Origin of the sequence: Pseudomonas sp. NPDC086112 (assembly GCF_044746425.1) — a bacterium.
In the GTDB taxonomy this organism is placed as follows: domain Bacteria; phylum Pseudomonadota; class Gammaproteobacteria; order Pseudomonadales; family Pseudomonadaceae; genus Aquipseudomonas.
On the sequence record NZ_JBIVCD010000007.1, the window covers coordinates 1 to 26004 of the forward strand.

Below are 26004 nucleotides of genomic sequence, written 5' to 3' on the forward strand. Positions count from 1 at the left end.
GTCCTGATCAATAAAGACACCAAAGTTATCTGCCAGGGTATTACCGGTTCGCAAGGTAGTTTCCACACCCAGCAAGCCATCGAGTACGGCACCAAGATGGTTGGTGGTGTAACTCCAGGCAAAGGCGGCACCGAACACCTGGGTCTGCCAGTGTTCAACACCGTGAAAGATGCTGTAGCCGCCACTGGCGCCACCGCCAGCGTGATCTACGTTCCAGCTCCTTTCTGCAAGGACTCCATCCTGGAAGCAGCCTTCGGCGGCATCAAGCTGATCGTTTGCATCACTGAAGGCATTCCTACCCTGGACATGCTGGATGCCAAGGTCAAGTGCGACGAGCTGGGCGTAGTCCTGATCGGTCCTAACTGCCCAGGCGTGATCACTCCAGGCGAATGCAAGATCGGCATCATGCCTGGTCACATTCACTTGCCAGGCAAGGTCGGTATCGTTTCCCGTTCCGGCACCCTGACCAACGAAGCTGTGAAGCAGACTACTGACGCCGGTTTCGGTCAGTCGACTTGCGTCGGCATCGGTGGTGACCCGATCCCGGGTTCGAATTTCATCGACATCCTGAAGCTGTTCCAGGAAGACCCGAAGACCGAAGCGATCGTGATGATCGGCGAGATCGGCGGTTCGGCTGACGACGAAGCGGCTGCCTACATCAAGGCACACGTGACCAAGCCGGTTGTTTCCTACATCGCTGGTGTGACTGCTCCTCCGGGCAAGCGCATGGGCCATGCTGGCGCAATCATCTCTGGCGGCAAAGGCACTGCAGACGAGAAGTTTGCTGCCCTGGAAGACGCAGGCGTTAAAACCGTGCGTTCGCTGGCAGACATCGGCAAGGCTTTGTCCGAGCTGACCGGTTGGGCGATCAAGTAAGCCTCGCGCTTAACTGACGCTTCGCCAAACAAAGGCCACCTTCGGGTGGCCTTTGTCGTTTCCGGGGGGTGGGTTTGCGGAGGGGCTCTTCGCGGGCAAGCCTCGCTCCTACGGATTTATGTCGTTCTCAAATTCGGCGAACGACTCAATACCTGTAGGAGCGAGGCTTGCCCGCGAAGGCTTACTTGCAGCAGTCCACCATTTACATGCAAAAACGCGACATTGAAATGTCGCGTATCGGATAGTTCGCCCTGTAACAGTGCGTTTGTCGTGCAAATTCGTTAGGCTAGCAGCCATTTTTGCGTCCGCAGCCCACAAGGCAGCGACGCGCTAAACGGGTTAGTCCTATACGGGCCGACAGCATTTCCCTCACCCATAAGGGAAATCCCTCTCTAAATTCCGATTCAGTAGTGTGGTATTTCCTTAATGAAAGTGTTGAAAGGCCAGGACATCCTGGCACTGGGTTTTATGACATTTGCCCTGTTCGTCGGGGCTGGCAACATCATCTTCCCGCCTATCGTCGGTTTGCAGTCCGGGCCTAATGTCTGGATGGCGGCGCTGGGTTTTCTGATCACCGCGGTTGGTTTGCCGGTGATCACCGTTGTCGCCCTGGCCAAGGTCGGTGGTGCAATGGATGCCTTGAGCAGCCCGATCGGTAAAGTCGCCGGTGGCCTGCTGGCAGCTGCGTGCTACCTCGCTGTAGGCCCGTTGTTCGCAACGCCACGTACCGCGACCGTGTCGTTCGAAGTGGGCCTGGCGCCGCTGACTGGCGAGAGCCCGCTGGCGTTGTTTCTCTATAGCTCGGTGTACTTCCTGCTGGTGTTCTTCATCTCGCTCTACCCGGGCCGCCTGCTCGACACCGTAGGACGTTTCCTTGCACCGCTGAAGATCATCGCCCTGGCCGTTCTCGGCATCGCCGCGTTTGCGTTGCCGGCCGGTGATATCGGCGTGGCCACTCCTGAATATGTCGCAGCACCGTTCTCCCAAGGCTTTATCAATGGTTACCTGACCATGGATACCCTGGGTGCGCTGGTATTCGGCATTGTCATTGTCAATGCGATCCGCTCCCGTGGCGTGGAATCACCAGCGCTGATCACCCGTTACGCGATCATTGCCGGTCTGATTGCCGGCGTGGGCCTGGCGCTGGTTTACGTCAGTCTGTTCCGTCTCGGTTCGGGCAGTCATGAAGTGGCGGCTGGTGCTGCCAATGGCGCGGCGGTATTGCACGCGTATGTTCAGCACACATTCGGTTCGCTCGGCAGCGGTTTCCTTGCAGTGCTGATCTCCCTGGCCTGCCTGGTGACAGCGGTCGGTCTGACGTGTGCTTGTGCCGAATACTTCAGCCGTGTACTGCCACTGTCTTACAAGACGCTGGTGATCATCCTGGCTGCGTTCTCCCTGTTGGTGTCCAATCTGGGCCTCACCAAGCTGATCGCGTTCTCGATCCCGGTGCTGACCGCCATCTACCCGCCGTGCATCGCCCTGGTAGCGCTGAGCTTCTGCAAGGACTTCTGGCATGAGCAGGGCCGCATCGTCGGTCCGGTGATGCTGGTGTCGTTCATCTTCGGTCTGATCGATGCCCTCAAGGGCGCCGGTCTGGCCGATTGGATGCCGACCCAGCTGACTCACCTGCCACTGAGCGAGCAGGGTCTGGCGTGGCTGGTGCCGGCGGTCATGACCCTGGTGGTCGCGGTGGTCTGCGATCGTCTGCTGGGCAAGCGCGCCGAAGCCCTGGCTTAAGCTGCTTCATAGCCCGTCACAAGCGGGCCTCGAGCTGCTTCCTGGCAAAAAATGGAAATGCCCCGTATCAATCGATACGGGGCATTTTTTATGCGTGTGATGCAGTGTCTTTTTCCTTGCGCTAACGTCGAAGCACTACCTGTAGGAGCGAGGCTTGCCCGCGAAGGCGTTGTGTCAGGCGATAATTTTGTCGAATGTTATGTCGTCTTCGCGGGCAAGCCTCGCTCCTACAAGGTTCACCAATGCCAACGTCTCACAGGGAATTGCATGTCGTTCATCCACACCAACATCATCCACATCCTCGCCGCGCTCTGGTTTGTCATCTGCTGGGGTGGCTACACCCGTTACGCGACATGGAAAGGCCGCGACACCGCGTGCCTGGCCAGCGTGTTGCACCTGTATCGCGAAGACTGGATGCGCCGCATGCTGTTGCGCGACAACCGCATTGCCGATGCCAGCGTGATCGGTAACCTGGAGCGCAATGCCTCGTTCTTCGCTTCCAGCACGCTGATTATCCTGGCCGGTATTCTCACGGTATTGGGTGCGTCCGACAGAGCCGTGTCGTTGCTGGCGGATATCCCGATGGTGCAACAGGCTTCCCAGGGCATGTCGGAGATCAAGTTGTTGTGCCTGGCGCTGGTGTTTGTCTATGCGTTCTTTACGTTCAGCTGGTGCATGCGTCAGTACAACTTTGCGGCCATTCTCGTGGGCTCGGCACCGATGATCGGCGAGCGCCATGTGTCCGAGCAAGAGCGTAAAGCCTTTGCTTCCCGAGCGGCACGTGTCATTTCCATGGCGGCCAACCAGTTCAACTTCGGTCTGCGTTCCTATTACTTCGGCATGACCATGCTGGCGTGGTTCGTTAGTCCCTGGTTGTTTATGTTGATGAGTGCCGGCGTCGTGCTGGTGTTGTATCGCCGCGAATTTCACTCCGACGTTCTCGATGTGATGGTCTATACCCCCACAGAGGCGCCATTGCCTGAAGTTAACAAGGAGGCTGCTTGATGAGTATTCCGTTCTGGTGTGTGTTTATCAGTGCATTGTTGATTTTCGTGGCAAAGATCCCGGTGGCCAAAGCCATGAACGAGCAGGGTGGTTACAACAATCACCTGCCGCGCCAACAGCAGGCGCAACTTACAGGCTTCGGTGCCCGTGCATTGGCGGCCCATCAGAACAGTTTCGAGGCGTTCATGATCTTTGCGGTGGGGGTGTTGATCGCGCACACCACGCAGACGGCGGGATGGCTGATCGATGCGCTGGCGATCGTCTTTGTGATCGCGCGCATCATATATCTGTTGTGCTATTGGGCGGACTTGGCCTGGCAGCGCAGCCTGGTGTGGTTCGTCGGCTTAGTGTGTTCGTTGTTGCTGATGATTAGTCCGACTTTTAGGACGATTTTGATCTAATACTGCCTTGCAAACAAAAGCCGCAGATAAAAGAAAACCCGCACTTGGCGGGTTTTCTTTTATCACTAAAAACGCTTTTAGTTTTTAGGTGCTTCTGGCGCGGCTTCTTTTGTCGCTGCTGCGTTCGATTCGGCCTGAGCTTTGGCAGCTTCGGCGTTTTCTTTTGCTGCCTCGTTCACTTTATCCTGAGCTTCGCTCATTTTTTCCTGAGCTTGCTCGGCATGTTGGTTAGCATCTTGAGCTTTGTCCTCGGATTTTTTATCGCAGGCAGCGAGACCGAGGGAAGCGGTCAACATCAAGGCAATAGCTAAAGTCTTACGCATGGGGTGTTTCTCCTGATGGAAAATATCTACTGGCCTTTCGAGCACGGCGAATAGGGTTAAGTTCCTCAATTCGCACAGATATATAAGTTTGTTTTGCAGCGGAACTTTTTCCTTCTTGCCTGCTACTTTGCCCAGACACTAAGAAGAGTTTAATCCAATGGCCGAAAACCCCGTTTTTGAGCGTGCGACGCGATTCCTGTCGGCCTTGCGGCATTGTCAGGTACTCGGCATGCGCGTTCACAGCGCCAGCAGCGAAGGATTGACGGTGATTCTGCCGTACAGCCCGCAGATCGTCGGCAATCCGCAAACCGGGGTGATTCATGGTGGAGCGTTGACCTCGCTGATGGACACCGCCTGCGGCATGGCTACCCTTTGCGTGCTGCCCGAATTCGAAGTCTGTCCGACGCTCGACTTGCGCATCGACTACATGCACGCCGCCGAGCCGCACAAGGACGTGTACGGCTTCGCCCAATGCTACCGAGTGACCACCGACGTCATCTTCGCGCGCGGTTTTGCCTATCAGGACGACCCCGAGCAGCCCATCGCCCATGCGGTGGGTACCTTCATGCGCATGGGCAAGGGCATTAAAGGCACTAAAGGTTTTGGCGGCGTCATTGCTGGAGGGGCGAAATGACCGACTCGTTCAAGGAGCAACTTCAACAGGCTCATGCGCAGGGGGACTACGCCTCTCTGCTGCACCTGATTCCTTACGCCAGACTGATCGGCGTCGAGTGTTCGCGTGTCGGGGATGAGCTGCTGTTTCGCCTGCCGGCCAACAAGGACAACATTGGTAATCCTTTATTGCCGGCGATTCATGGCGGGGTGATTGCCGGGTTCATGGAGCTCTCGGCGGCACTGCACCTGCTGATCTTCACCGGCTCGCCCGGCGTGCCGAAGATTATCGACTTTTCCCTCGACTACCTGCGCGCGGGGCAGTTTCGCGATACCTGGGCCAGATGCCTGGTGTGCCGACAGGGGCGGCGGGTGGCAAACGTGGCGATTACCGCCTGGCAAAGCACTGAGGCCGAGCCCATTGCCACGGCCCGCGCTCACTTCAAAATCGAAGAGCCCTTGAAATCCTGATCTCAGCCCCCAACTCTGAGGACAACCCGCCGTCGACCTCAAGGTCGCGGCTTATGCCATCTGATTGGAGTTTGATGACCATGAGTGTGGAAACTCAAAAGGAAACCCTGGGCTTCCAGACCGAGGTGAAGCAACTGCTGCACCTCATGATCCATTCGCTGTATTCCAACAAGGAAATTTTCCTTCGCGAATTGATCTCGAACGCCTCTGACGCTGTCGATAAATTACGCTTTGAAGCCCTCGCCAAGCCTGACTTGCTGGAAGGCGGCGCTGAACTGAAAATCCGTGTGAGCTTCGACAAAGACGCTAAAACCGTCACCCTCGAAGACAACGGCATCGGCATGAGCCGTGAAGACGCGGTGACCCATCTGGGCACCATCGCCAAGTCCGGCACTGCCGATTTCATGAAACACCTGTCTGGCGATCAGAAAAAAGACTCGCACCTGATCGGTCAATTCGGTGTCGGTTTTTACTCGGCCTTCATCGTTGCCGATAAAGTTGACGTATTCAGTCGCCGTGCCGGCCTCGCTGCCAGCGAAGGCGTGCACTGGTCGTCCAAAGGCGAAGGCGAATTCGAAATCGCCACCGTCGAGAAGGCTGACCGCGGTACGCGCATTGTCCTGCACCTGAAATCCGGTGAAGACGAATTCGCCGATGGCTGGCGTCTGCGCAACATCATCAAGAAGTATTCCGACCACATCGCCTTGCCGATCGAGTTGCCCAAAGAAGTGGCAGCCGTTGAAGGTGAAGACAAGCCTGCCGTTGAATGGGAAACCGTCAACCGCGCCAGCGCCCTGTGGACTCGCCCTCGCACTGAAGTAAAGGACGAGGAATACCAGGAGTTCTACAAGCACGTTGCTCACGATTTTGAAAACCCGCTGAGCTGGAGCCACAACAAGGTCGAAGGCAAGCTCGAGTACACCTCGCTGCTTTATGTACCGACCCGTGCTCCGTTCGATCTGTACCAGCGTGAAGCGCCGAAAGGCCTGAAGCTGTACGTGCAGCGTGTGTTCGTCATGGATCAGGCTGAGTCGTTCCTGCCGCTGTACCTGCGCTTCATCAAAGGCGTGGTCGACTCCAACGACCTGTCGTTGAACGTGTCGCGGGAAATCCTGCAGAAAGACCCGATCATCGATTCCATGAAGTCGGCGCTGACCAAGCGCGTTCTGGACATGCTGGAAAAACTGGCGAAGAACGAGCCTGAGCAATACAAAGGCTTCTGGAAGAACTTCGGTCAGGTCATGAAAGAAGGCCCGGCAGAAGACTTCGCCAACAAAGAGAAAATTGCTGGCCTGCTGCGTTTCGCGTCCACTCAGGGCGACGACGGCGAGCAAGTTGTAGGTCTGGCCGACTACCTGGCCCGCACCAAGGAAGGTCAGGACAAGATCTACTACCTGACTGGCGAAACCTACGCGCAAGTCAAAAACAGTCCGCACCTGGAAGTCTTCCGCAAGAAAGGCATCGAAGTGCTGCTGCTGACCGACCGCATCGACGAGTGGCTGATGAGCTACCTCAACGACTTCGACGGCAAGAGCTTTGTCGACGTAGCACGCGGTGACCTGGACCTCGGCAATCTGGATTCGGAAGAAGACAAGAAAGCTGCGGAAGAAGTCGCCAAGTCCAAAGAAGGCCTGGTTGAGCGTCTGAAGACTGCACTAGGCGACTCCGTTGCTGAAGTGCGGGTGTCCCATCGTCTGACCGATTCCCCGGCGATTCTGGCCATCGGCGAGCAGGACCTGGGCCTGCAAATGCGTCAGATCCTGGAAGCCAGCGGTCAGAAGGTTCCGGATTCGAAGCCGATCTTCGAATTCAACCCGGCTCACCCGCTGATCGAGAAACTCGACAACGAGCAGAGCGACGAGCGCTTCGGCGACCTGTCGCACATTCTGTTCGATCAGGCGGCCCTGGCGGCCGGCGACAGCTTGAAAGACCCGGCCGCTTATGTGCGCCGTCTGAACAAGCTGCTGGTTGAACTGTCGGTTTAACCCCGTTGTAAAAAAACCCGCTTCGGCGGGTTTTTTGATCGTTCCCACGCTCTGCGTGAGAATGCCTCTAGGGACGCTCCGCGTCCAGTGGCGCGGAGCGTCACGGGCTGCAACCACGCAGAGCATGGGAACGATCAGCCGATCAATTACAGGGGCGTTGGCGGGCTTCGGTGTTTCGGCAATTCGATCCGCTCACTTTCCCCTGGCACTGTCGGCCAGTCCCCGGCCGCCCAGCGCCGACGTGCTTCATCGATCAACGCCGGATCACTGGCCACGAAATTCCAGTTGATCCGTCGCGGTCCATCCAGCGGCGCGCCGCCAAACAGCACGGCATGACAGTCGCTCTCGGCGAACAGTGTCATCTCTTCCCCGGCCGGCAATACCACCAGTGAGTGGGGTTCCAGCAGCTCGCCATCCAGTTGCGCTTCACCGCTCAGCACATACAGCGCTCGTTCTTCATGCTCGGTGGGAATCAGCAATGTGGTCGCCGTTTGCAGGTTCAATTCGGCGTACAGCGTAGGAGAAAGCACCGGGACCGGCGATTCGAGGCAAAAGCCTGACCCGGCAATCATCCGTATCTTCACGCCAAGGTTATCGCTGACGGGCAGCGTGGCAGCCGGGTGGTGACTGTAATGTCCCGGACCGTGTTCACGATCCTTGGGCGAAGCCAGCCAGATCTGTAAGCCGTGCATCGTAAAGCCGCTGTCTTTCAATGGTTCGGGTGTGCGTTCGACGTGGGCAATTGCGCTGCCGGCGGTCATCCAGCTGACATCACCGGCATTTACCACCTGGTCGGAGCCAAGGCTGTCCTTGTGCTGGATTTGCCCTTCGAACAGGTAGGTGAGGGTGGACAGGCCGATGTGTGGATGCTGACGGATGTTCATGCCTTTGCCCGCCGGATAACGGGTTTCGAGCATGTGGTCGAAAAACACGAAAGGCCCGACGTTGCGGCATTTGGCTGACGGCAACGGGCGAAGAATCGGCTGGCCTTCGACATCTTCGGCGCGAGGGCGGATCACGAGTGGCGTGTGCATGGTGCATTCCAGGCTGAGCGGGTGACGCAGGGAGCATAACCCGCTTGCGCAGCCCTTGCCGCTATTGGCTGAACGCACCTTCGGACAGATGGGTTTCGATGCTGATGTCGGAAGTGGTCATCAGCTTGTGTACCGGGCAGCGGTCGGCCACGCGGTGCAGCTCCTCACGCTGGGCGTCGGTGAGCACACCCTTGAGCGTGAGTTCGACGTGCAGGGCGTATTTGCCTTTCTGTTCTTCACTGTTGTCGCGCTTGACCTCAACCTCGACGCCCGTCAACGGGATGCCCTTTTTTCTGGCATACATTTTCAGCGTCAGGGCCTTGCAGGCACCGAGGGCTGCATCGAAGTAGTCGTGGGGTTCAGGTGCGGAGCCTTCGCCGCCAGAGGTTTTCGGCACATCGGCAAAGAGTTCGTGGTCATCGATCTGGACGCTGTGACGAAAACCTTCGGCGGAGACGGTATTGACGGTAACAGTCATAAGAAACCTCGCAGACAGTGGGAAAAGTCATTCGATCAAAAAAGACCCTGAAGTTATAGAGCATCCCTTCAAATTCGCGTTCCACTTTCTTGTCGGTCGATTCGACTAAGACGCAGAACCTGTAGGAGCGAGGCTTGCCCGCGAAGAATGCACCGCGGTTTTTCAGGCAATACGCGTCATCGTTCTTCGCGGGCAAGCCTCGCTCCTAGGGTTTCACTGAACTTGTCATCGTCCTGTCACCCCGGCGTCATACCCTCGCGCTCATCTCAATCAAGGAGCGCACCATGCACCTCACCCGTTTAACCGCCCTGGCCACAATGATGTTCGTCAGTGGTCTGGCCAGTGCCGAAGTCCGCGTCGAAGGCCCAGTGGAATACGGCGTGTTCGCTGGCCCGAAAGCCGAACTGCAATCGGGCGAGCGAGTTTTGCGCCGCAGCAATGAACAGATCCAGCAAACCGAAATCGTCCCCGCCAAACTCGGCACCAAGTTCGGTATGCGCTACCAGTTGTCCGGCAAAGTCGCCGAAGACCAACCACTGACTTTGCTCTATTTCACGCCGGGCATCCGCACTCCGGATGGCGTGCGGCACGACAAACTGGAAGTGACTCAAAAATTGGTACCCGGTGCTCCGCAGGACGTGATGGCGTACGAGTTCACCGAAAGCCATGAAGTCGTTCCCGGTGAATGGCGTTTCATGGTGTTCCAGGGCGACCGTCTGCTGGCCCAGCAACGCTTTACCGTGCGCTGATTGCTCTCGCCCAGCCAAATGCCAGACGAAAAAAAGCCCCGCGTTTGCGGGGCTTTCATGTTGGTGCGGATCAGCTGCCTTTGACCGTCTTGCCGTTGACCGTACCGTCGAGGAGCATAATGTTGTACTCCTTGCCGTCGGTTTCGACCTGTTGCAAACGGACCAGCAGGTAATCCCAGTCCTTGGCAAACCACAGCACGGTGATGCGCTTGCTTTGAGTCGGGTCGCGCACGCGCTCGACCTTGATCGCATCGATCTGGCCAGCCTTGGTGTCGACTTTCTCCGAACCCAGCACGCGGAAGTCATAGGTATCGACTTCGCCGTCATCGACGACCTGATAGCTCATGCTTTTCTTGCCAGCGGCGACGTCATGCTGCAGCGCCAGTTGATAGGTGGACTTGTCGACCATGCCGCGGTTGAGTGGAAGCTTGACGGCGTCACCACGATCGGTGCCGGTGACCATTTTGTTGGTCCAGTCGAAGTCCAGATCAGCCTTCTTGGCTTTACCCAGACCGCCACGTTCGAAGTGGTAGGACTGTGGCAGCAGGGTGTCCTTGTCCAGGGTCAGGGTACTTTCTTCAGTCAGGCTGGCGATCATCATCGACGCCTTGAAGCTGAGTTTCCAGACGCCGTTGGCTCCCTTGGTCAGGCTGCGTTCGGCAGTGCCGCTCATGGGCAGCTGCTTCCAGTCGGCGGTGTAGCTGGCGGAGAAAGGTTGAAGGTCTGCGGCCTGCGCAAACGGCAGGGCGAGCAGAGCGCAAGCGAAGAGCAGGGCGCGACGCATAAAATCTCCTAGGTTCGAATCAAGTGGCCGCTGGCCGCGAGCAACTGTCCGTCCAGTAAAGCACCTTGTTCACCGAGTGATAAACGACCTTCGGCAAACCAGCGTACGGCCATCGGGTAGATCAGGTGTTCCTGGGTATGGACTCGCTGCGCCAGACTCTGCGGCGAATCGTGCAACTCTACCGGTATTACTGCCTGTACGACCAGTGGTCCGCCATCGAGTTCCTCGGTGACGAAGTGCACGGAGCAGCCGTGTTCAGTGTCGCCGGCCTCCAGCGCGCGCTGATGGGTGTGTAACCCTTTGTATTTGGGTAGCAGCGAGGGATGGATATTGAGCAGGCGACCCTGATAGTGGCGCACGAAGTCAGCGCTGAGAATGCGCATGAAGCCGGCCAGTACCACGAGTTTGGGGTTGAAGGCGTCGATCAGTTCGATCAGCGCGGCATCGAAGGCCTCGCGACCTTCGAAAGCCTTGTGATCCAGGGTGCGGGTGTCGATACCCGCGTCCCTGGCGCGTTGCAGGCCGTAGGCGTCGGCGCGGTTGGAGATCACCGCAGCGATGCGGGCCGGGCTGTCGCCGGTCCGCGTGCTGTCGATCAAGGCCTGCAAGTTACTGCCGGTGCCGGACAACAGCACCACCACATCACAGGTCTGGGACATCAATGAGCCTTGAGGTTCTTCAGTTCAACCTGGGCCGCGCCTTCGGCTGCGGTGGCGATCTGACCGATGACCCAAGGTTGCTCGCCGGCTTCACGCAATACGTTCAGCGCAGTTTCAACGTGCTCTTGAGCAACGCAGATAACCATGCCGACGCCGCAGTTCAACACGCGATGCATTTCGTTTTCGTCGACATTGCCTTTCTCTTGCAGCCAGTCGAACACGGCAGGGCGAGTCCAGCTTGCAACGTCAACCACCGCTTGTGCGCCTTTTGGCAGAACGCGCGGGATGTTGTCCAGCAGGCCACCACCGGTGATGTGGGCCATGGCTTTGACGGCGCCGGTTTCCTTGATCAGCTTGAGCAGCGGCTTCACGTAGATGCGGGTCGGGGCCATCAGCAGGTCGGTCAGCGGTTTGCCGTCGAGCTGGATATTTTCGATGTCTGCACCGGACACTTCGATGATCTTGCGGATCAGCGAGTAGCCGTTGGAGTGCGGGCCGGAAGACGGCAGGGCGAGCAGGGCATCGCCTGCAGCGACTTTGGAACCGTCGATGATTTCAGACTTTTCCACGACGCCGACGCAGAAGCCGGCCAGGTCATAGTCTTCGCCTTCGTACATGCCCGGCATTTCAGCGGTTTCGCCGCCGACCAGGGAGCAGCCGGACAGTTCACAGCCAGCGCCGATGCCGGTCACGACCTGGGTCGCGGTTTCGACGTTCAGTTTGCCGGTGGCGTAGTAGTCGAGGAAGAACAGCGGCTCGGCACCGCAGACCACCAGGTCGTTCACGCACATGGCAACCAGGTCGATGCCGATGCTGTCGTGCTTGTTCAGGTTCAGCGCCAGGCGCAGCTTGGTGCCGACGCCGTCAGTGCCCGAGACCAGTACCGGTTGTTTGTAACCGGCCGGGATTTCGCAGAGGGCGCCGAAACCGCCCAGGCCGCCCATGACTTCCGGGCGCGCAGTGCGCTTGGCGACGCTCTTGATGCGTTCGACCAATGCTTCACCGGCGTCGATGTCTACACCGGCGTCCTTGTAGCTCAGGGAGGGTTGCTTGCTCATGATCCAGGCCTTTAGGGGGGATTCAGGGGTAACGACCGAGTCCAGTGGGACCGCCGAAACAGACGAAGGCGAGTGCCATCCGCGAATTTCAGGGGGCCCGGCTGTTGCCGGTCTGCGAAGGCGCGCGATTTTATCAGGCTTGAGGGGCAGCGGCCATCCTCGTGCCGACGGGCAGGGGCATATCGCGTTAAAAAAACCAATATTGCCCGTGTTGGTGGCGTCCCGGATGGCTGTATAAGGTATCGACATTAACCGTCTATCGTTATGACAGTGCGAAAACTTACCGGGATCGGGTGAATGTTTTGCTTGAACGTGTGGTCAACAGACCCTTGGTTCAATCATCTTCACGCGGTCTGTTCCAGCCGCTCTTGTCGTCAGGAATCTTTTTATGCGTTTTCTTAAATTCTTGTTCGTGGGCTGTTTAACCATGGCCAGCCTGACCGGTCATGCCGAAACCGTCAAAGGCCTCTATCAAGTGCGCGAGCCCGTCAGCAGCCAGACACCGGAGGAGCGCGATCAGGCGACTCAGCGGGCGCTGGATACGTTGGTGTTGCGCCTGACTGGCGACCCAAAGGCGGCGCAGAGCCCGGGTCTGGCGACCGTGCGCAAAGACCCTCAGCAGATCATCAGTCAGTTCGGATATGACGCCGGGCCACCGCAAGTGCTGAAAGTCGATTTCGACCCGGCCACCACTGAACAGGCCTTGCGGCGTGCCGGGTTGGCTGTGTGGGGTGCCAATCGGCCGTCGATCCTCGGCTGGTGGTTGAACGATTCCACTGAAGGTTCGAGCCTGGTCGGCGATGGCCAGGCCAGCGCCACACCACTGCTTCGAGCGGCGCAACATCGTGGTCTGCCGCTGCGTTTGCCGCTGGCGGACCTGAACGAGCAGATTGTCGCCACTGCGCCGAATCTGGAAAGTGCAGACCCTGCGCCGCTGCAAGGAGCATCCGACCGTTACAATGCCGATGCCTTGCTGGCGGTGCATTCCCGTGAAGAGGGTGGCCAATGGCAAGCCAAGTGGCGTTTATGGTTGGGCGATCAGAAAGAAGCCGGTAGCGTGCAGGGCGCCGATACCGCCGCGCTGGCCGATGCGGTGATGCTGGCGGTCAGTCAGCGCCTGGCGCCGCGTTTTGCCGCCAAACCGGGCGCTTCGAGCGAGCAATTGCTGGAAGTGCAAGGGATGAGCCTGGAGCGTTATGCAACGCTCGGGCGTTTGCTGGAGCCTTTTGGCGCACGCCTGCAAAGTGTCGACGGCGACCGCGTGCTTTATCGGGTCAACGGCAGCCCCGATCAGCTGCGGGCGCAGTTGTCTTTGGGCAGGTTGCAGGAAATTCCGGCCGGTGAGGCGCCGGCTCCAACGGTGCCTGTTCAGCCTGTGGTTGCTGGCTCGACACCGGCCGTAGCGCCAGCCCCGGCACCGACACCACTGTTACGTTTTCGCTGGTAGTTTTTCTTTATATAGAAGCAGGAGTGGTACATGGCCGATACACGGCGTTGGTTCTGGCTCGGTGGGGTGGTCCTGCTTTGCGCGTTTGTTTACCTGTTGCACCCGATCCTGACGCCTTTTTTGGTGGCGCTGTTGCTGGCTTATCTGTTCGACCCGCTGGTGGATCGTCTGGAAAAGTACGGCCTTTCACGGACCTGGGGTGTGGTGGCGGTGTTTGCCTTGTTCACATTGCTCGTCACCGCGTTGCTGTTGGTGTTGGTGCCGATGCTCGCCAAGCAACTGTTTCGCTTGTATGAACTGGCGCCGCAAATGCTCGACTGGTTGCAGCACACCGCCGTGCCGTGGGCGCAATCGAAGATAGGGTTGTCGGACGGCTTCTGGAAATTCGACAAGCTCAAGGCGGCGTTCAGCGAGCACATGGGCCAGACCACCGACGTTGTCGGCATGGTGCTGAGTCAGGCGACGGCTTCAGGTCTTGCACTGATCGGCTGGCTGGCCAATCTGGTGCTGATTCCGGTGGTGAGTTTTTATCTGCTGCGCGACTGGGATCTGATGATGGCCAAGATCCGCAGCCTGCTGCCGCGTGATCGTGAAGAGCGCGTCATGTCTTTGGCGGGAGAATGCCATGAAGTGCTCGGGGCCTTCGTGCGCGGGCAGTTGCTGGTGATGCTGGCGCTGGGTGTGATCTACGCCGCAGGCTTGATGATCGTCGGGCTGGAGCTGGGGCTGTTGATTGGTCTGATTGCCGGGTTGGCGGCGATCGTGCCGTACATGGGGTTCGTCATCGGAATTGGTGCGGCATTGATTGCCGGTCTGTTCCAGTTCGGTGGCGATTTGTATCCCATGATCGGTATTGTCGCGGTGTTCATGGTCGGCCAGGCGCTGGAAGGCATGGTCCTGACGCCGTTGCTGGTGGGAGACCGGATCGGCCTGCACCCGGTGGCGGTGATCTTCGCCATCCTGGCTGGCGGCGAGCTGTTTGGTTTTACCGGTGTGTTGCTGGCATTGCCAGTGGCGGCGGTGATCATGGTCCTGGTGCGCCATATGCATGATTTGTATAAGGACTCGGATATCTACGGCGGTGTCGACGAATCCGAGGTGTAAGGTTTTTTGATCGCTCGTAGCGGGCAGTCTGGTTGCGTGCCAGGTTTGCCCGTCTCCCTCGTGTGGCTGTCACATGCGCCGCCAAAGAAACGGTCATAAAACCAGTGTGTTATCGCAAACCTTTGATTTTGCTTGTGGTCTGTCGCATTGTGCGGTCAGCCTCACGGGTATAAACTTCGCAAACTTTACACAGAGGCCACTAACGGTTCCTTTGGAACTGTTCAGTCAGCATGAAACCGATTCAGCTGCCCCTAGGTGTGCGTCTGCGTGATGACGCTACCTTTATCAATTACTACCCAGGCGCCAATGCCGCTGCACTCGGCTATGTCGAGCGGCTCTGCGAAGCCGACGCCGGCTGGACGGAAAGCCTGATTTACCTCTGGGGCAAGGACGGGGTAGGGCGAACGCATTTGTTGCAGGCGGCGTGTCTGCGCTTCGAACAACTGGGGGAACCGGCGGTGTACCTGCCGTTGGCCGAGTTGCTGGACCGCGGCATTGAAATCCTCGATAACCTCGAACAATACGAACTGGTCTGTCTGGACGATCTGCAGGCGGTCGCCGGCAAGGCGGATTGGGAAGAGGCGCTGTTCCATCTGTTCAATCGTCTGCGTGACAGCGGCCGGCGTCTGCTGATCGCCGCCTCGACGTCCCCGCGTGAACTGCCGGTGAAGCTGGCAGACCTCAAGTCGCGGCTGACACTGGCACTCATCTTCCAGATGCGCCCACTCTCTGACGAAGACAAATTGCGTGCCTTGCAGTTGCGCGCATCCCGTCGCGGCCTGCACCTGACCGATGAAGTCGGGCATTTTATCTTGACCCGCGGTACCCGCAGCATGAGCGCGCTTTTCGAGCTGCTTGAACGCCTCGATCAGGCCTCCCTTCAAGCCCAGCGCAAGCTGACAATCCCGTTCCTGAAAGAAACCCTTGGTTGGTAAAAAAACCTGATCAAACTCAGGTTTTACACGGGTTTCGGCATATTCCAGGCGTCAACAAACCCGCTTTCCTGCAAGAGGGCAGGCTGCGCAAAGGTTCAAAATGGGCTTAAGCGCTTAGATGTAAACGAGAAACCGAAAAGTCACATACAGATCGATTGAATTTGCAAATGAGGTCGATAGCGGGCATAGTCGCGGCTTCTTTAGAAACTATCAGCCACGGTCGTGCCCATGCTAAATCGCTTCGCACCCCTCGTGCCTCTCGCACTCGTCACCCTGTTGTTCGGTTGCGCTGCCCACTCTCCAGTGTCCCAGCAAGCGCCAAAACAGCAGGTTTCAAATTCAGTTACCGCGCAGTCTTCTTCCGTTCTTTTCCAGGAAGAGCTAGTTACCGATAAAGAACTGGCAGACTTCGCCGGCGGCAAGTCGTACCAGCTTCCGGTTCTCGCCGACAGCATCCTCGAACGTGGCATGTCCCTGATCGGTACCCGTTACCGTTTCGGCGGCACCTCCGAGGCCGGCTTCGACTGCAGCGGCTTCATCGGTTATCTGTTTCGTGAAGAGGCCGGCATGAACCTGCCGCGCTCCACCCGCGAAATGATCAACGTTGACGCTCCTCTGGTTGCTCGCAGCGCCCTCAAACCGGGTGACCTGCTGTTCTTCGCCACCAATGGTCGTCGCGGTCGTGTCAGTCACGCCGGGATCTACCTGGGTGACAACCAGTTCATCCACTCCAGCAGCCGCAAAAGCGGTGGTGTCCGGATTGATAGTCTGGGCGACAGCTACTGGAGCAAAACCTTCATCGAAGCCAAACGCGCACTCGCGATGGCGCCGACTGCGGCCCCGGCTATCGTCACGGCTCGCAAGTAAGCGGACAGTTTATAAGGCGAACTTAAAGTCTTACTTGAAGTTTGCCGCGTAGCCGCTAGAATCCTGATCTATTATTGATGGCAAACCGCCTGCGTTCTGCGCAGGCGGTTTTCTTTTCTGCCTTTTCGGTGGAAAAAGCCGCAGCCAGATCAGGATGTTCTGTTTATGACGATGTCGGCCCGCCTCACACTCATATTCTTCGCAGCGCTGCTCAGCGCCTGCGCCAGCCGCACACCGCCACCTGCGCCGGTGGTTCGCGCTCCCATTGTTTTCGGTCCTTCCCAAGCCTTTTCCCCTGCGGCAGAAGACGTGCTGTTTCGCGCGCTGGGCCTGGTGGGAACACCTTATCGCTGGGGCGGCAACACGCCGGATTCCGGATTCGATTGCAGCGGTCTGATCGGTTATGTGTATCGCGATGTCGCAGGCATTTCCTTGCCGCGCTCCACCCGCGAGATGATCGGCATGCAAGCCCCCAGTGTCGGCAAGGAAGGCCTGCAAACCGGCGACCTGATTTTCTTCGCCACCAATGGCGGCTCCCAGGTCAGCCACGCCGGGATCTACGTCGGCGAAGGCCGCTTCGTACACGCGCCAGCCACGGGCGGCACGGTCAAGCTGGACAGCCTGTCCAAGGCTTACTGGCAGAAAGCGTACCTGAGCGCCAAGCGTGTCTTGCAACCTGAGCATTTGGCACATAATCCGTAGTTGTCATTAGCGCTCGCTTGAGGGATGACTCGCGCTGGGCGATAGGTTGGCGCTGTGCAATAAGCTGTAGGAGCGAGGCTTGCCCGCGAAAGCGGTGTGTCAGTCGATGTCAATGTTGACTGTGCTGCCGCCTTCGCGGGCAAGCCTCGCTCCTACGGTCAGAGCTGATTACTTGGCTGCGGACACGCGCCACACCTTGTTCCCCACATCATCCGCCACCAGCAAGCCGCCTTGCTGATCGATCACAACACCCACCGGCCGGCCCATGGCTTTTTCGTCGTCAGTGAGGAAGCCGGTGAGCACATCCACCGGCTGCCCGGTCGGTTTGCCGGCGGTGAACGGTACGAAAATCACTTTATAGCCGCTGTGAGGTTTTCGGTTCCACGAGCCGTGTTGGCCGATGAAGGCGCCTTGGGTGAACGGCGCGGGCAATTTGCTGCCTTCGGCGAACGTCAGGCCCAGTGACGCGGTATGCGGCCCCACCGCGTAGTCCGGGGCAATGGCCTTGGCCACCAGATCGGGTTTTTGCGGTTCGACGCGAATGTCGACGTGCTGGCCGTAATAGCTGTAGGGCCAGCCATAGAACCCGCCATCCTTCACGGATGTGATGTAGTCCGGCACCAGGTCGCTGCCGATTTCGTCACGCTCGTTGACGGCTGTCCACAGTGCGCCGCTCTGCGGTTCCCAGGCCAGGCCGTTTGGATTGCGAATCCCCGAGGCGAAGATTCGATGATTGCCGGTGGCGCGATCCACTTCCCAGATTGCCGCGCGACCTTCCTCCTGATCCATGCCGTTTTCGCCGACGTTGCTATTCGAGCCCACGGTGACGTACAGCTTGCTGCCATCCTTGCTGGCGATGACGTTTTTGGTCCAGTGATGATTCAGCGTGCCGCCCGGCAGGTCGACCACCTTGATGGGCTGCGACTTGATCGCCGTCTCACCGTTTTCATAGTGGAAACGCAGCAGGCGATCAGTGTCGGCGACGTACAGGTCATTGCCGACCAGGGTCATGCCGAAGGGCGAGTTGAGGTTTTCCAGGAATACTGTGCGGGTTTCGGCAACGCCATCGTGGTCCTTGTCCCGCAGCAGGGTGATGCGGTTCGGGCTGGGGACGCCGGCACCGGCACGGCCCATGACTTTGCCCATGACCCAGCCGCGAATGCCTTGGCCATCATCGGGTTTAGGCGGTGCGTTGGTTTCGGCCACCAGCACATCGCCGTTGGGCAACACATAGAGCCAGCGCGGATGATCGAGGCCTTCGGCAAACGCCGCCACTTGAGTCCCGGTGGCGGCGACAGGTTTCTTGCCTTCAGGCCAGCCGATCGCCGGGGCGATGTTCACCGTCGGGATCAGGGTTTTATTCGGTTCTGGCAGTTTGGGCGACGGGCCTGTGCCATCCGAGACTTGCAGGCTGGAGGTTTCACCACAGGCGGCGAGCCCTCCGGCGAGCGCGATGATGAAAACGAGTTGGGGTTTGCGCATTACTGATCTTCCCTATGAATGCATTGACGTAATCATAGAGAAGCGTAGACGTTCGATGGTTCAACCGGTCAGCCGCGGGCTTCCTTGAGCAGAACAGCGATGCCTGGATGGTAGTTGCCGGCTTCATTGCGCAACTTGCGGTAGGCGTAAGGGAAGTACCAGGCCACGGCACAGGTGTGTTCCTTTTGCAGGTCGTCGACCATGTCCTGGAGTTCTTCCGGGGTGGCGCTGTGTTGGGCTTTTTGTGGCGCGACAAACAGACAGCCGAGTTTCAGATCGCTGGCGTAGCTGATTCGCTTCGCGTCACTGGTGATGTCCGCCAGTGCCTGCGTCAGGTTCAGGCTATTGACCCGTGGCCAGCGCTGGGTGGCCTGGAGATACGCGCGCTCTTCGCTGCTGGCGATAAACAGATCGGCGCGGGCGTTGCGTTCGCCTTCTTCGATCTGTTTGCGGGTCGACGTCTGTGCCAGCGTGACCATTTCTGCCATCCAGGCCGCGGCGCAGAGCAGACCGAGGTTGGCGTTTTCGTCGTACCAGTAAGGTGTATCGTTATCGCCGCGCACGGCGTTGTAGCGGTCGATACAGTCAAACCAGCGTTCCAGCACCGGGCGCAGGAATTCCAGCTTCGGATTGCTGATGATCATGCCTTGCATGTGGCTCACCCTTGTTATTGTGTTGTCAGGTTGTGGCTCTTTGATATCACTGCTGACAGTGTGGCACAAGATTGGCGTCAGTTAATTGATCGACGGCAGTTATTCGCTCAGCGGCGCCCCGGCTTTAATTGACGCTCCATCCCCAACCCTCTAACCTTCGCGGCTTGTTTCAGGTGCTCTGTGACCTTGGTCGACAGAGTGAAACAGGGAAGCCGGTGAGTGAATTTCTTCCAGCGAAGAATGATCACGATCCCGGCGCTGCCCCCGCAACGGTAAATGAGTAAAAGCTGCGCGAGGGCCTGTCATCAGGCCCTAGCCACTGTGTCGACTGTCGACATGGGAAGGCGCGCAGTCAGGCGCAAGCCGCTCATGAGCCCGGAGACCGGCCTGATTCATCCAACGGCATCACGGTGGGCGATGCCAGGCTTCTTGCCGTCTATTCTTGTGCCTGCCCGCCGTTATCCAGCCTCAACGGAGAGCTCCCCCATGACTGATACTCCCGATCGTGACGAACGCTATCTGGCGCGCATGCTGCGAAAAAAAGCGGTGATCGACGAACGCATCGCCAACTCGCCGAATGAATGCGGTTTGCTGCTGGTGCTTTCCGGTAACGGCAAAGGCAAAAGCAGTTCGGCGTTCGGCATGCTTGCGCGGTCCATGGGCCACGGCATGCAGTGCGGCGTGGTGCAGTTCATCAAGGGGCGCACCAGCACTGGCGAGGAGCTATTTTTTCGGCGCTTCCCGGAACAGGTGCGTTTTCATGTAATGGGCGAGGGCTTTACCTGGGAAACCCAGGACCGTCAGCGCGACATCGCCGCCGCCGAAGCCGCCTGGGCAGTGTCCCGCGAATTGCTGCGTGATCCGGCCATCGGTCTGGTGGTGCTCGATGAGTTGAACATCGCCCTCAAGCACGGTTACCTCGATCTCGATCAGGTGCTCAGCGACTTGCAGGCCCGTCCGCCGATGCAGCACGTGGTGGTCACCGGTCGCGGCGCCAAGCCCGAGATGATCGAACTGGCCGACACGGTCACTGAAATGGGCATGATCAAACACGCCTTCCAGGCCGGAATCAAAGCGCAAAAAGGCGTCGAGTTGTGAACTGCACTTTATGAATAGCCATCGTCAATGCCCGGCGGTACTGATCGCCGCACCGGCCTCCGGTCAGGGCAAGACCACCGTCACCGCCGCGCTCGCCCGTTTGCATCGCAATCAGGGGCGCAAGGTTCGTGTGTTCAAATGCGGCCCGGACTTTCTCGACCCGATGATTCTCGAGCGCGCCAGCGGTGCGCCGGTCTATCAACTCGACATGTGGATGGTCGGCGAGCAAGAAAGTCGACGGCTATTGTGGGAAGCCGCTGGCGAAGCCGACCTGATCCTCATCGAAGGCGTCATGGGGCTATTCGACGGTACGCCGTCCAGCGCCGATCTGGCGCGGCACTTCGGTGTGCCGGTGCTCGGCGTGATCGACGGCACCGCCATGGCACAGACCTTTGGCGCGCTGGCCCTGGGCCTTGCGCGTTATCAGCCGGACTTGCCGTTTGCCGGTGTGCTGGCCAATCGGGTCGGCACCGTGCGCCATGCGCAGTTGCTCGAAGGCAGCCTGACTGAAGGCTTGCGCTGGTATGGCGCGCTGTCCCGGGAGACCGGGATCGAATTGCCGAGTCGGCATCTCGGCCTGGTTCAGGCCAGCGAACTGAATGATCTCGACCTGCGTCTCGATGCGGCCGCCGACTCATTAGCCAGCAGTTGCGACGTGGCGCTGCCGCCAGCCGTGGAATTCGCCGCGCCTGAAATAATCGCAGCCGAACCGTTGCTGGCCGGTGTTCGGATTGCCGTGGCCCGGGACGAAGCTTTCGCGTTTACCTACGGCGCGAGCCTGGATCTGCTGCGGGCCATGGGCGCCGAATTGACTTTCTTTTCGCCGATCCGCGACAGCGAATTACCTGAGGCAGACAGCCTCTATCTGCCGGGCGGTTACCCTGAATTGCACCATGTAGCGTTGTCGCAAAACACGCCGATGCGATCCGCGATCCGCGCTCACCACGCGGCGGGCAAACCGTTGCTGGCCGAGTGTGGCGGCATGCTGTATCTGCTGGATTCCTTGACCGATGTCGAGGGCACTCGCGCTGAACTGGTTGGCTTGCTGGCCGGTGATGCGGTGATGCAGAAGCGTCTTGCCGCGCTGGCCTTGCAGGCGGTCGAATTGCCGGAAGGTTTGCTGCGTGGGCACACCTATCACCACTCGCTGACCAGCACCGAGCTTGAGCCGATTGCTCGTGGTTTGAGCCCCAATGGCGGGCGAGGGGCGGAGGCGGTTTATCGTGAGGGGCGGATGACGGCTTCTTATGTGCATTTTTATTTTCCGTCCAATCCATCGGCGATTGCAGCGCTGTTTGTGCCTGACCTTGAGGACGCCTTCGCGAGCAAGCCCGCTCCCACAGGGGAACGCATTTCAAATGTGGGAGCGGGCTTGCTCGCGAAGAGGCCATGACGGACAACGCATTTTCCGAAGCCGAACGAGCAGCCGTTTACCGAGCCATCGCCGAGCGCCGCGACATGCGGCACTTCAGCGGCGGCACCGTCGAACCCGAGTTACTGCGTCGTCTACTTGAAGCCGCGCATCAGGCCCCGAGTGTCGGCCTGATGCAGCCCTGGCGTTTCATCCGCATCAGCGACCGGGTACTGCGCGGCAAGATTCAGCAGTTGGTGGAAGAAGAACGCATCCGCACCGCCGAAGCCCTCGGCGAGCGCTCCGACGAATTCATGAAGCTCAAGGTCGAAGGCATCAACGACTGCGCCGAGGTGCTGGTCGCCGCGCTGATGGACGATCGTGAGCGGCACATTTTCGGCCGTCGTACGCTGCCGGAAATGGACATGGCCTCGCTGTCCTGCGCCATCCAGAACCTTTGGCTCGCGTCCCGCGCCGAAGGCCTGGGCATGGGCTGGGTGTCATTGTTCGAGCCACAAGCGCTGGCGGACTTGCTGGGTTTACCGGCCGGGGCCAAGCCGTTGGCCGTTCTTTGCCTGGGGCCGGTCAAGGAATTCTATTCGGCGCCGATGCTGGTACTCGAAGGCTGGGCGCAGGCGCGTCCACTCAGCGAATTGCTGTATGAAAATTATTGGGGAGTGAGTCAATGAGTGTGGCGTTGTTGAGTGTCGCCGCGGTCGCGCTGGATGCGCTGCTGGGTGAGCCCAAACGCTGGCATCCGCTGGTGGCGTTCGGTCGTTTTGCCGATCGCATCGAGCAACGTTTCAACTCCGGCGGCCGCGGCTGGCGCAGTCACGGCGTCACGGCCTGGGTGATGGCGGTCGTGCCGCTGACCTTGCTGGCCACCGCACTTTCCTGGGCGCCTTACGTTGGTTGGATTGTCGAGATTCTCTTGCTCTATTGTGCCCTCGGCATGCGCAGTCTCGCTGAGCATGTCGAGCCGGTGGCCAAGGCCCTGCGCAGCGATGATCTGATCGAGGCGCGCAAACGTGTTGGTTATCTGGTCAGCCGTCAGACCAGCGAACTGGATGAAACCGAAGTCGCCCGCGCCGCCACCGAATCGGTGCTGGAGAACGGCAGCGATGCGGTATTCGCCGCGCTGTTCTGGTTTGCCGTGGCGGGCGCGCCCGGCGTGGTGCTTTATCGCCTGAGCAATACCCTCGATGCGATGTGGGGTTATCGCAACGAACGCTTCGAACGTTTCGGTTGGGCTGCGGCGAAGATCGATGATGTTCTGAACTACATTCCTGCACGCCTGGTGGCGTTGACCTACGCGCTGCTGGGTAAAACCCGACTGGCGCTGAAGTGCTGGCGTACCCAGGGTCCGACCTGGGACAGCCCGAATGCCGGGCCGGTGATGGCGGCCGGTGCTGGCGCGCTGGGTGTCGAGTTGGGCGGGGCGGCGATTTATCACGGTGAACTGCATCAGCGTCCGCAGTTGGGCGAAGGCGTGCCGGCGGATGCCGAGTCCATCGACCGTGGCTGGCAATTGGTCCAGCGCGGGGTATGGTTATGGCTGCTGATTCTCTGCGTGGGGGCTGAATTCTATGCTTGAACACGGTGGCCGCTTGCGCAAGGCGGCGCTTGAATACGGCATTGCCGAAGCCGATTGGCTCGACCTGTCCAGTGGCCTGGCGCCTTGGCCATTCCCGGTTCCGGACATCCCGCTGCGGGCCTGGGCGCGGTTGCCGGAAACCGATGACGGTCTGGAGCAGGCTGCCTGCGACTATTACGGTGCGGCTCAAGTGTTGCCGGTGGCCGGGTCGCAAATGGCGATCCAGTTGCTGCCGCGCTTGCGCCGGGCCGGCAAGGTCGGCGTGCTGTCGCCGTGTTACGCCGAACACGCCCAAGCCTGGCGTCGCAACGGGTACATCGTGCGTGAAGTGCTGGAGTCGGAAGTCGATTTCTTTCTCGACAGCCTCGACGTGCTGGTGGTGGTCAACCCGAACAATCCCACGGGGTTGGGCCTGACTCCGGCTCGCCTGCTGGATTGGCATGCGCGGCTGGCCCAGCGCGGAGGCTGGCTGGTGGTGGACGAGGCGTTCATGGACAACACCCCGCATTTGAGTCTGGCGCCGTTCGCCAATCAGATCGGCTTGATCGTGCTTCGCTCCTTCGGCAAGTTCTTCGGCCTGGCCGGTGTGCGACTGGGGTTTGTGCTGGCCGAGCGCAAGTTGCTCAAGCTGCTGGCCGAACAGGTCGGACCCTGGGCGGTCAGTGGGCCGACCCGAGTGTTGGGTCAGGCGTGCCTGACGGATACGGACGGGCACACCCGACAGCGCATTCGTACCGACGAGGCCGGCGAGCGTCTGGCGTTGCTGCTTGAACAGTACGGTTTCAAACCTCAGGGCGGCTGCGCATTGTTCCAATGGCTGATCATCGAGTGCGCCGAAGCACTGCACGAATTCATGGCCCGGCGCGGCATTCTGCTGCGGTTGTTCACCCACAACAGCAGCCTGCGGTTTGGCTTGCCCGCCGATGAAGCGGATTGGCTGCGTCTTGAGCAAGCGCTTGAAGCCTACGTTAAGGAAGCGCAATGACTACGTTGATGGTGCAGGGCGCGACTTTGATGGTGCAAGGCACCACGTCCGACGCCGGTAAAAGCACTCTGGTGACGGCGCTGTGTCGCTGGGTGACGCGTCAAGGCGTGAGCGTCGTGCCGTTCAAACCGCAGAACATGGCCCTCAACAGCGCGGTGACCGCCGACGGTGGCGAGATTGGCCGCGCTCAAGCGGTGCAGGCCCAGGCCGCCAACCTTGAACCGCACACCGACATGAACCCGGTGCTGCTCAAGCCCAATAGCGATACCGGCGCCCAAGTGATCATTCATGGTCGCGCGGTCACCACCATGAATGCTGTCGCCTATCACGACTACAAAGCCATCGCCATGCAAGCGGTACTGGCCTCCCATGAGCGGTTGAGTGCGGCGTATCCGGTGGTGATGGTCGAAGGGGCGGGGTCGCCGGCAGAGATCAACCTGCGGGCCGGCGACATCGCCAACATGGGGTTTGCCGAGGCGGTGGACTGCCCGGTCGTGTTGATCGCCGACATCAATCGCGGTGGAGTTTTCGCGCATTTGGTCGGTACGCTGGAGCTGCTGTCCCCCAGCGAACAGGCGCGGGTCAAAGGCTTCATCATCAACCGTTTTCGCGGCGACATCGCCTTGCTGCAACCAGGCCTCGATTGGCTGGAGGCGCGCACTGGCAAACCGGTGATCGGCGTTTTGCCTTATGTGATGGACCTGCATCTTGAGGCCGAGGATGGTCTCGATCAGCGTCAGACCGATAAGGCCGATCAGGTACTCAACGTGGTGGTGCCGGTACTGCCGCGCATCAGCAACCACACCGATTTCGATCCGTTGCGCCTGCATCCGCAAGTGGACCTGCAATTCATCGGCCCCGGTCAGGCGATTCCGCCGGCCGACCTGATCATTCTTCCTGGCTCGAAAAGCGTGCGCAGTGACCTTGCGTACCTGCGGGCCAACGGTTGGGAGACGGCGATCTCGCGGCACTTGCGCTACGGCGGAAAAGTGCTGGGGATCTGCGGCGGTCTGCAAATGCTCGGCGAGCAGGTGCATGACCCGCTGGGCCTCGAAGGCGCGCCGGGTTCCAGTGCTGGCTTGGGCCTGCTGGCGTTCGAAACGCAGCTCGAAGAAGAGAAGCAGTTGCGCAATGTGCGTGGGCGCCTGGCGCTGGAAGATGCGCAGGTTAATGGCTATGAAATTCATGCCGGCGTGACCACCGGCCCAGCACTGGAAAATGCTGCGGTGCAGCTCGACGATGGTCGCTGCGATGGCGCGCAAAGTGTCGATGGGCAGCTTTTCGGCACGTATCTGCATGGCCTGTTCGAGTCACCGGCGGCGTGCAGTGCGCTGTTGCGCTGGGCCGGGTTGCAGGATGTGCAGGAGGTCGATTACCACGCTTTGCGTGAGCGCGATATCGAACGGTTGGCGGATCTGGTGGAGAAGCATCTGGATACTTCGCTGTTGCGTGAACTCTGTGGGATTTGAGGTGGTGCTGAGGGCCTCTTCGCGGGCAAGCCTCGCTCCTACGGTATGGAGGTGTTTGCAGAATTCGTGAACGCCCCAACCCCTGTAGGAGCGAGGCTTGCCCGCGAAGAGGCCTGCCCCGACACCGCACATTTTAAGGAAT

The 26004-nt window shown here is 59.4% G+C and carries 27 protein-coding genes and 1 riboswitch; of the genes, 19 read left to right on the plus strand and 8 right to left on the minus strand.

All coding sequences use genetic code 11. From position 1 onward, the window contains the following. The 4 genes from sucD to ACIPLA_RS07190 form a co-directional block, all read left to right on the plus strand. The coding region (sucD, locus tag ACIPLA_RS07175) for a succinate--CoA ligase subunit alpha (RefSeq protein WP_401172675.1) at window positions 1-876 on the plus strand (876 nt) is incomplete at its 5' end. 426 nt (window positions 877-1302) lie between these two features. Next, entirely contained in the window at window positions 1303-2616 is a 1314-nt protein-coding gene (gene brnQ, locus ACIPLA_RS07180) for a branched-chain amino acid transport system II carrier protein (protein ID WP_218394213.1), read from the plus strand. A gap of 267 nt (window positions 2617-2883) precedes the next feature. Beyond that, window positions 2884-3621 (plus strand): DUF599 domain-containing protein, encoded by a 738-nt coding sequence (locus tag ACIPLA_RS07185; RefSeq protein WP_218394214.1) that lies wholly within the window; start codon window positions 2884-2886, stop codon window positions 3619-3621. Beyond that, window positions 3621-4022, plus strand: a complete 402-nt coding sequence (locus ACIPLA_RS07190; protein ID WP_218394215.1) for an MAPEG family protein — start codon at window positions 3621-3623, stop codon at window positions 4020-4022. Before ACIPLA_RS07185 ends, ACIPLA_RS07190 begins: the two co-directional genes overlap by 1 nt. 77 nt (window positions 4023-4099) lie before the next feature. On the opposite strand, the gene ACIPLA_RS07195 is transcribed toward ACIPLA_RS07190, so the two are convergent. Next, window positions 4100-4345: a hypothetical protein gene (locus tag ACIPLA_RS07195; RefSeq protein ID WP_123496139.1), complete on the minus strand. Its 246-nt coding sequence runs from the start codon at window positions 4343-4345 to the stop codon at window positions 4100-4102. A 157-nt stretch (window positions 4346-4502) separates the two neighbouring features. Between ACIPLA_RS07195 and ACIPLA_RS07200 the strand changes: the two genes are divergently transcribed. From ACIPLA_RS07200 to htpG, 3 genes are all read left to right on the plus strand, one after another. Continuing rightward, entirely contained in the window at window positions 4503-4979 is a 477-nt protein-coding gene (locus tag ACIPLA_RS07200; RefSeq protein ID WP_218394216.1) for a PaaI family thioesterase, read from the plus strand. Next, window positions 4976-5428: a PaaI family thioesterase gene (locus ACIPLA_RS07205; RefSeq protein WP_401172680.1), complete on the plus strand. Its 453-nt coding sequence runs from the start codon at window positions 4976-4978 to the stop codon at window positions 5426-5428. Before ACIPLA_RS07200 ends, ACIPLA_RS07205 begins: the two co-directional genes overlap by 4 nt. Before the next feature lie 80 nt (window positions 5429-5508). Then, a complete protein-coding gene (gene htpG / locus ACIPLA_RS07210; protein ID WP_218394218.1) occupies window positions 5509-7413 on the plus strand; it encodes a molecular chaperone HtpG in 1905 nt (634 codons plus the stop codon). A 146-nt stretch (window positions 7414-7559) separates the two neighbouring features. Here the strand turns inward: htpG and ACIPLA_RS07215 are convergent, their stop codons facing one another. Both ACIPLA_RS07215 and ACIPLA_RS07220 read right to left on the minus strand, forming a co-directional pair. Then, window positions 7560-8447 carry a pirin family protein gene (locus ACIPLA_RS07215; RefSeq protein ID WP_192345757.1) on the minus strand — a complete coding sequence of 296 codons (888 nt, stop codon included), beginning with the start codon at window positions 8445-8447 and terminating at the stop codon, window positions 7560-7562. A gap of 61 nt (window positions 8448-8508) precedes the next feature. Next, window positions 8509-8925, minus strand: coding sequence for an OsmC family protein (locus ACIPLA_RS07220; protein ID WP_401172683.1), 417 nt, complete (start codon window positions 8923-8925; stop codon window positions 8509-8511). A 284-nt stretch (window positions 8926-9209) separates the two neighbouring features. Between ACIPLA_RS07220 and ACIPLA_RS07225 the strand changes: the two genes are divergently transcribed. Beyond that, window positions 9210-9674, plus strand: a complete 465-nt coding sequence (locus tag ACIPLA_RS07225; RefSeq protein WP_218394220.1) for a DUF3859 domain-containing protein — start codon at window positions 9210-9212, stop codon at window positions 9672-9674. 70 nt (window positions 9675-9744) lie between these two features. Here ACIPLA_RS07225 and ACIPLA_RS07230 read toward each other — a convergent pair whose 3' ends face one another. The 3 genes from ACIPLA_RS07230 to purM are packed head-to-tail and all read right to left on the minus strand — an operon-like array spanning window position 9745 to window position 12175. Beyond that, the gene (locus ACIPLA_RS07230; protein ID WP_123496149.1) at window positions 9745-10458 is read right to left on the minus strand and encodes a DUF3108 domain-containing protein; all 714 of its coding nucleotides are present in this window, start codon (window positions 10456-10458) and stop codon (window positions 9745-9747) included. An 8-nt stretch (window positions 10459-10466) separates the two neighbouring features. Further along, on the minus strand, window positions 10467-11117 hold the full coding sequence (purN, locus tag ACIPLA_RS07235) for a phosphoribosylglycinamide formyltransferase (RefSeq protein WP_018925121.1): 651 nt from the start codon (window positions 11115-11117) through the stop codon (window positions 10467-10469). Beyond that, window positions 11117-12175: a phosphoribosylformylglycinamidine cyclo-ligase gene (gene purM / locus ACIPLA_RS07240; protein WP_008013877.1), complete on the minus strand. Its 1059-nt coding sequence runs from the start codon at window positions 12173-12175 to the stop codon at window positions 11117-11119. Before purM ends, purN begins: the two co-directional genes overlap by 1 nt. A 388-nt stretch (window positions 12176-12563) precedes the next feature. On the opposite strand from purM, the gene ACIPLA_RS07245 reads away from it, so the two are divergent. The 5 genes from ACIPLA_RS07245 (at window position 12564) to ACIPLA_RS07265 (ending at window position 17230) form a co-directional block, all read left to right on the plus strand. Continuing rightward, the gene (locus tag ACIPLA_RS07245; RefSeq protein ID WP_401172686.1) at window positions 12564-13622 is read left to right on the plus strand and encodes a DUF2066 domain-containing protein; all 1059 of its coding nucleotides are present in this window, start codon (window positions 12564-12566) and stop codon (window positions 13620-13622) included. Between the two features lie 30 nt (window positions 13623-13652). After that, the gene (locus ACIPLA_RS07250; RefSeq protein ID WP_401172689.1) at window positions 13653-14726 is read left to right on the plus strand and encodes an AI-2E family transporter; all 1074 of its coding nucleotides are present in this window, start codon (window positions 13653-13655) and stop codon (window positions 14724-14726) included. 230 nt (window positions 14727-14956) lie between these two features. Further along, window positions 14957-15661, plus strand: a complete 705-nt coding sequence (gene hda / locus ACIPLA_RS07255) for a DnaA regulatory inactivator Hda (protein WP_007898944.1) — start codon at window positions 14957-14959, stop codon at window positions 15659-15661. A 228-nt stretch (window positions 15662-15889) separates the two neighbouring features. Further along, window positions 15890-16528: a C40 family peptidase gene (locus ACIPLA_RS07260; protein WP_218394223.1), complete on the plus strand. Its 639-nt coding sequence runs from the start codon at window positions 15890-15892 to the stop codon at window positions 16526-16528. Between the two features lie 165 nt (window positions 16529-16693). Then, window positions 16694-17230 carry a C40 family peptidase gene (locus ACIPLA_RS07265; protein WP_063342954.1) on the plus strand — a complete coding sequence of 179 codons (537 nt, stop codon included), beginning with the start codon at window positions 16694-16696 and terminating at the stop codon, window positions 17228-17230. 168 nt (window positions 17231-17398) lie between these two features. On the opposite strand, the gene ACIPLA_RS07270 is transcribed toward ACIPLA_RS07265, so the two are convergent. Together ACIPLA_RS07270 and ACIPLA_RS07275 are read right to left on the minus strand one after the other, a co-directional pair. Beyond that, a complete protein-coding gene (locus ACIPLA_RS07270; RefSeq protein WP_401172692.1) occupies window positions 17399-18712 on the minus strand; it encodes a PQQ-dependent sugar dehydrogenase in 1314 nt (437 codons plus the stop codon). Window positions 18713-18780: 68 nt separating this feature from the next. Next, window positions 18781-19365, minus strand: a complete 585-nt coding sequence (locus tag ACIPLA_RS07275; protein WP_192345764.1) for a hypothetical protein — start codon at window positions 19363-19365, stop codon at window positions 18781-18783. A 154-nt stretch (window positions 19366-19519) separates the two neighbouring features. Further along, a riboswitch (cobalamin riboswitch) is annotated at window positions 19520-19771 on the plus strand. An 80-nt stretch (window positions 19772-19851) separates the two neighbouring features. Between ACIPLA_RS07275 and cobO the strand changes: the two genes are divergently transcribed. Genes cobO through ACIPLA_RS07305 form a run of 6 tightly spaced genes read left to right on the plus strand, consistent with a single transcriptional unit; the run spans window position 19852 to window position 25862 of the window. Then, window positions 19852-20463 (plus strand): cob(I)yrinic acid a,c-diamide adenosyltransferase, encoded by a 612-nt coding sequence (gene cobO, locus ACIPLA_RS07280; protein ID WP_401172694.1) that lies wholly within the window; start codon window positions 19852-19854, stop codon window positions 20461-20463. 10 nt (window positions 20464-20473) lie between these two features. Further along, complete coding sequence (locus ACIPLA_RS07285) at window positions 20474-21856, plus strand: cobyrinate a,c-diamide synthase (RefSeq protein ID WP_401172696.1); 1383 nt, start codon at window positions 20474-20476, stop codon at window positions 21854-21856. Next, on the plus strand, window positions 21853-22503 hold the full coding sequence (gene bluB, locus ACIPLA_RS07290; protein WP_401172698.1) for a 5,6-dimethylbenzimidazole synthase: 651 nt from the start codon (window positions 21853-21855) through the stop codon (window positions 22501-22503). Before ACIPLA_RS07285 ends, bluB begins: the two co-directional genes overlap by 4 nt. Next, complete coding sequence (gene cbiB / locus ACIPLA_RS07295; RefSeq protein WP_401172700.1) at window positions 22500-23408, plus strand: adenosylcobinamide-phosphate synthase CbiB; 909 nt, start codon at window positions 22500-22502, stop codon at window positions 23406-23408. Before bluB ends, cbiB begins: the two co-directional genes overlap by 4 nt. Further along, window positions 23401-24393 carry a threonine-phosphate decarboxylase CobD gene (gene cobD, locus ACIPLA_RS07300; RefSeq protein WP_401172702.1) on the plus strand — a complete coding sequence of 331 codons (993 nt, stop codon included), beginning with the start codon at window positions 23401-23403 and terminating at the stop codon, window positions 24391-24393. The genes cbiB and cobD overlap by 8 nt, the downstream gene beginning before the upstream one ends. Before the next feature lie 8 nt (window positions 24394-24401). Further along, entirely contained in the window at window positions 24402-25862 is a 1461-nt protein-coding gene (locus ACIPLA_RS07305) for a cobyric acid synthase (protein WP_401172877.1), read from the plus strand. Window positions 25863-26004 lie beyond the last annotated feature (142 nt).

Coding starts and splice junctions, on each gene's coding strand:
- brnQ (WP_218394213.1), top strand. CDS start 1,303: ATGAAAGTGTTGAAAGGCCAGGACATCCTGGCACTGGGTTTTATGACA.
- ACIPLA_RS07185 (WP_218394214.1), top strand. CDS start 2,884: ATGTCGTTCATCCACACCAACATCATCCACATCCTCGCCGCGCTCTGG.
- ACIPLA_RS07190 (WP_218394215.1), top strand. CDS start 3,621: ATGAGTATTCCGTTCTGGTGTGTGTTTATCAGTGCATTGTTGATTTTC.
- ACIPLA_RS07195 (WP_123496139.1), bottom strand. CDS start 4,345: ATGCGTAAGACTTTAGCTATTGCCTTGATGTTGACCGCTTCCCTCGGT.
- ACIPLA_RS07200 (WP_218394216.1), top strand. CDS start 4,503: ATGGCCGAAAACCCCGTTTTTGAGCGTGCGACGCGATTCCTGTCGGCC.
- ACIPLA_RS07205 (WP_401172680.1), top strand. CDS start 4,976: ATGACCGACTCGTTCAAGGAGCAACTTCAACAGGCTCATGCGCAGGGG.
- htpG (WP_218394218.1), top strand. CDS start 5,509: ATGAGTGTGGAAACTCAAAAGGAAACCCTGGGCTTCCAGACCGAGGTG.
- ACIPLA_RS07215 (WP_192345757.1), bottom strand. CDS start 8,447: ATGCACACGCCACTCGTGATCCGCCCTCGCGCCGAAGATGTCGAAGGC.
- ACIPLA_RS07220 (WP_401172683.1), bottom strand. CDS start 8,925: ATGACTGTTACCGTCAATACCGTCTCCGCCGAAGGTTTTCGTCACAGC.
- ACIPLA_RS07225 (WP_218394220.1), top strand. CDS start 9,210: ATGCACCTCACCCGTTTAACCGCCCTGGCCACAATGATGTTCGTCAGT.
- ACIPLA_RS07230 (WP_123496149.1), bottom strand. CDS start 10,458: ATGCGTCGCGCCCTGCTCTTCGCTTGCGCTCTGCTCGCCCTGCCGTTT.
- purN (WP_018925121.1), bottom strand. CDS start 11,117: ATGTCCCAGACCTGTGATGTGGTGGTGCTGTTGTCCGGCACCGGCAGT.
- purM (WP_008013877.1), bottom strand. CDS start 12,175: ATGAGCAAGCAACCCTCCCTGAGCTACAAGGACGCCGGTGTAGACATC.
- ACIPLA_RS07245 (WP_401172686.1), top strand. CDS start 12,564: ATGCGTTTTCTTAAATTCTTGTTCGTGGGCTGTTTAACCATGGCCAGC.
- ACIPLA_RS07250 (WP_401172689.1), top strand. CDS start 13,653: ATGGCCGATACACGGCGTTGGTTCTGGCTCGGTGGGGTGGTCCTGCTT.
- hda (WP_007898944.1), top strand. CDS start 14,957: ATGAAACCGATTCAGCTGCCCCTAGGTGTGCGTCTGCGTGATGACGCT.
- ACIPLA_RS07260 (WP_218394223.1), top strand. CDS start 15,890: ATGCTAAATCGCTTCGCACCCCTCGTGCCTCTCGCACTCGTCACCCTG.
- ACIPLA_RS07265 (WP_063342954.1), top strand. CDS start 16,694: ATGACGATGTCGGCCCGCCTCACACTCATATTCTTCGCAGCGCTGCTC.
- ACIPLA_RS07270 (WP_401172692.1), bottom strand. CDS start 18,712: ATGCGCAAACCCCAACTCGTTTTCATCATCGCGCTCGCCGGAGGGCTC.
- ACIPLA_RS07275 (WP_192345764.1), bottom strand. CDS start 19,365: ATGCAAGGCATGATCATCAGCAATCCGAAGCTGGAATTCCTGCGCCCG.
- cobO (WP_401172694.1), top strand. CDS start 19,852: ATGACTGATACTCCCGATCGTGACGAACGCTATCTGGCGCGCATGCTG.
- ACIPLA_RS07285 (WP_401172696.1), top strand. CDS start 20,474: ATGAATAGCCATCGTCAATGCCCGGCGGTACTGATCGCCGCACCGGCC.
- bluB (WP_401172698.1), top strand. CDS start 21,853: ATGACGGACAACGCATTTTCCGAAGCCGAACGAGCAGCCGTTTACCGA.
- cbiB (WP_401172700.1), top strand. CDS start 22,500: ATGAGTGTGGCGTTGTTGAGTGTCGCCGCGGTCGCGCTGGATGCGCTG.
- cobD (WP_401172702.1), top strand. CDS start 23,401: ATGCTTGAACACGGTGGCCGCTTGCGCAAGGCGGCGCTTGAATACGGC.
- ACIPLA_RS07305 (WP_401172877.1), top strand. CDS start 24,402: ATGGTGCAGGGCGCGACTTTGATGGTGCAAGGCACCACGTCCGACGCC.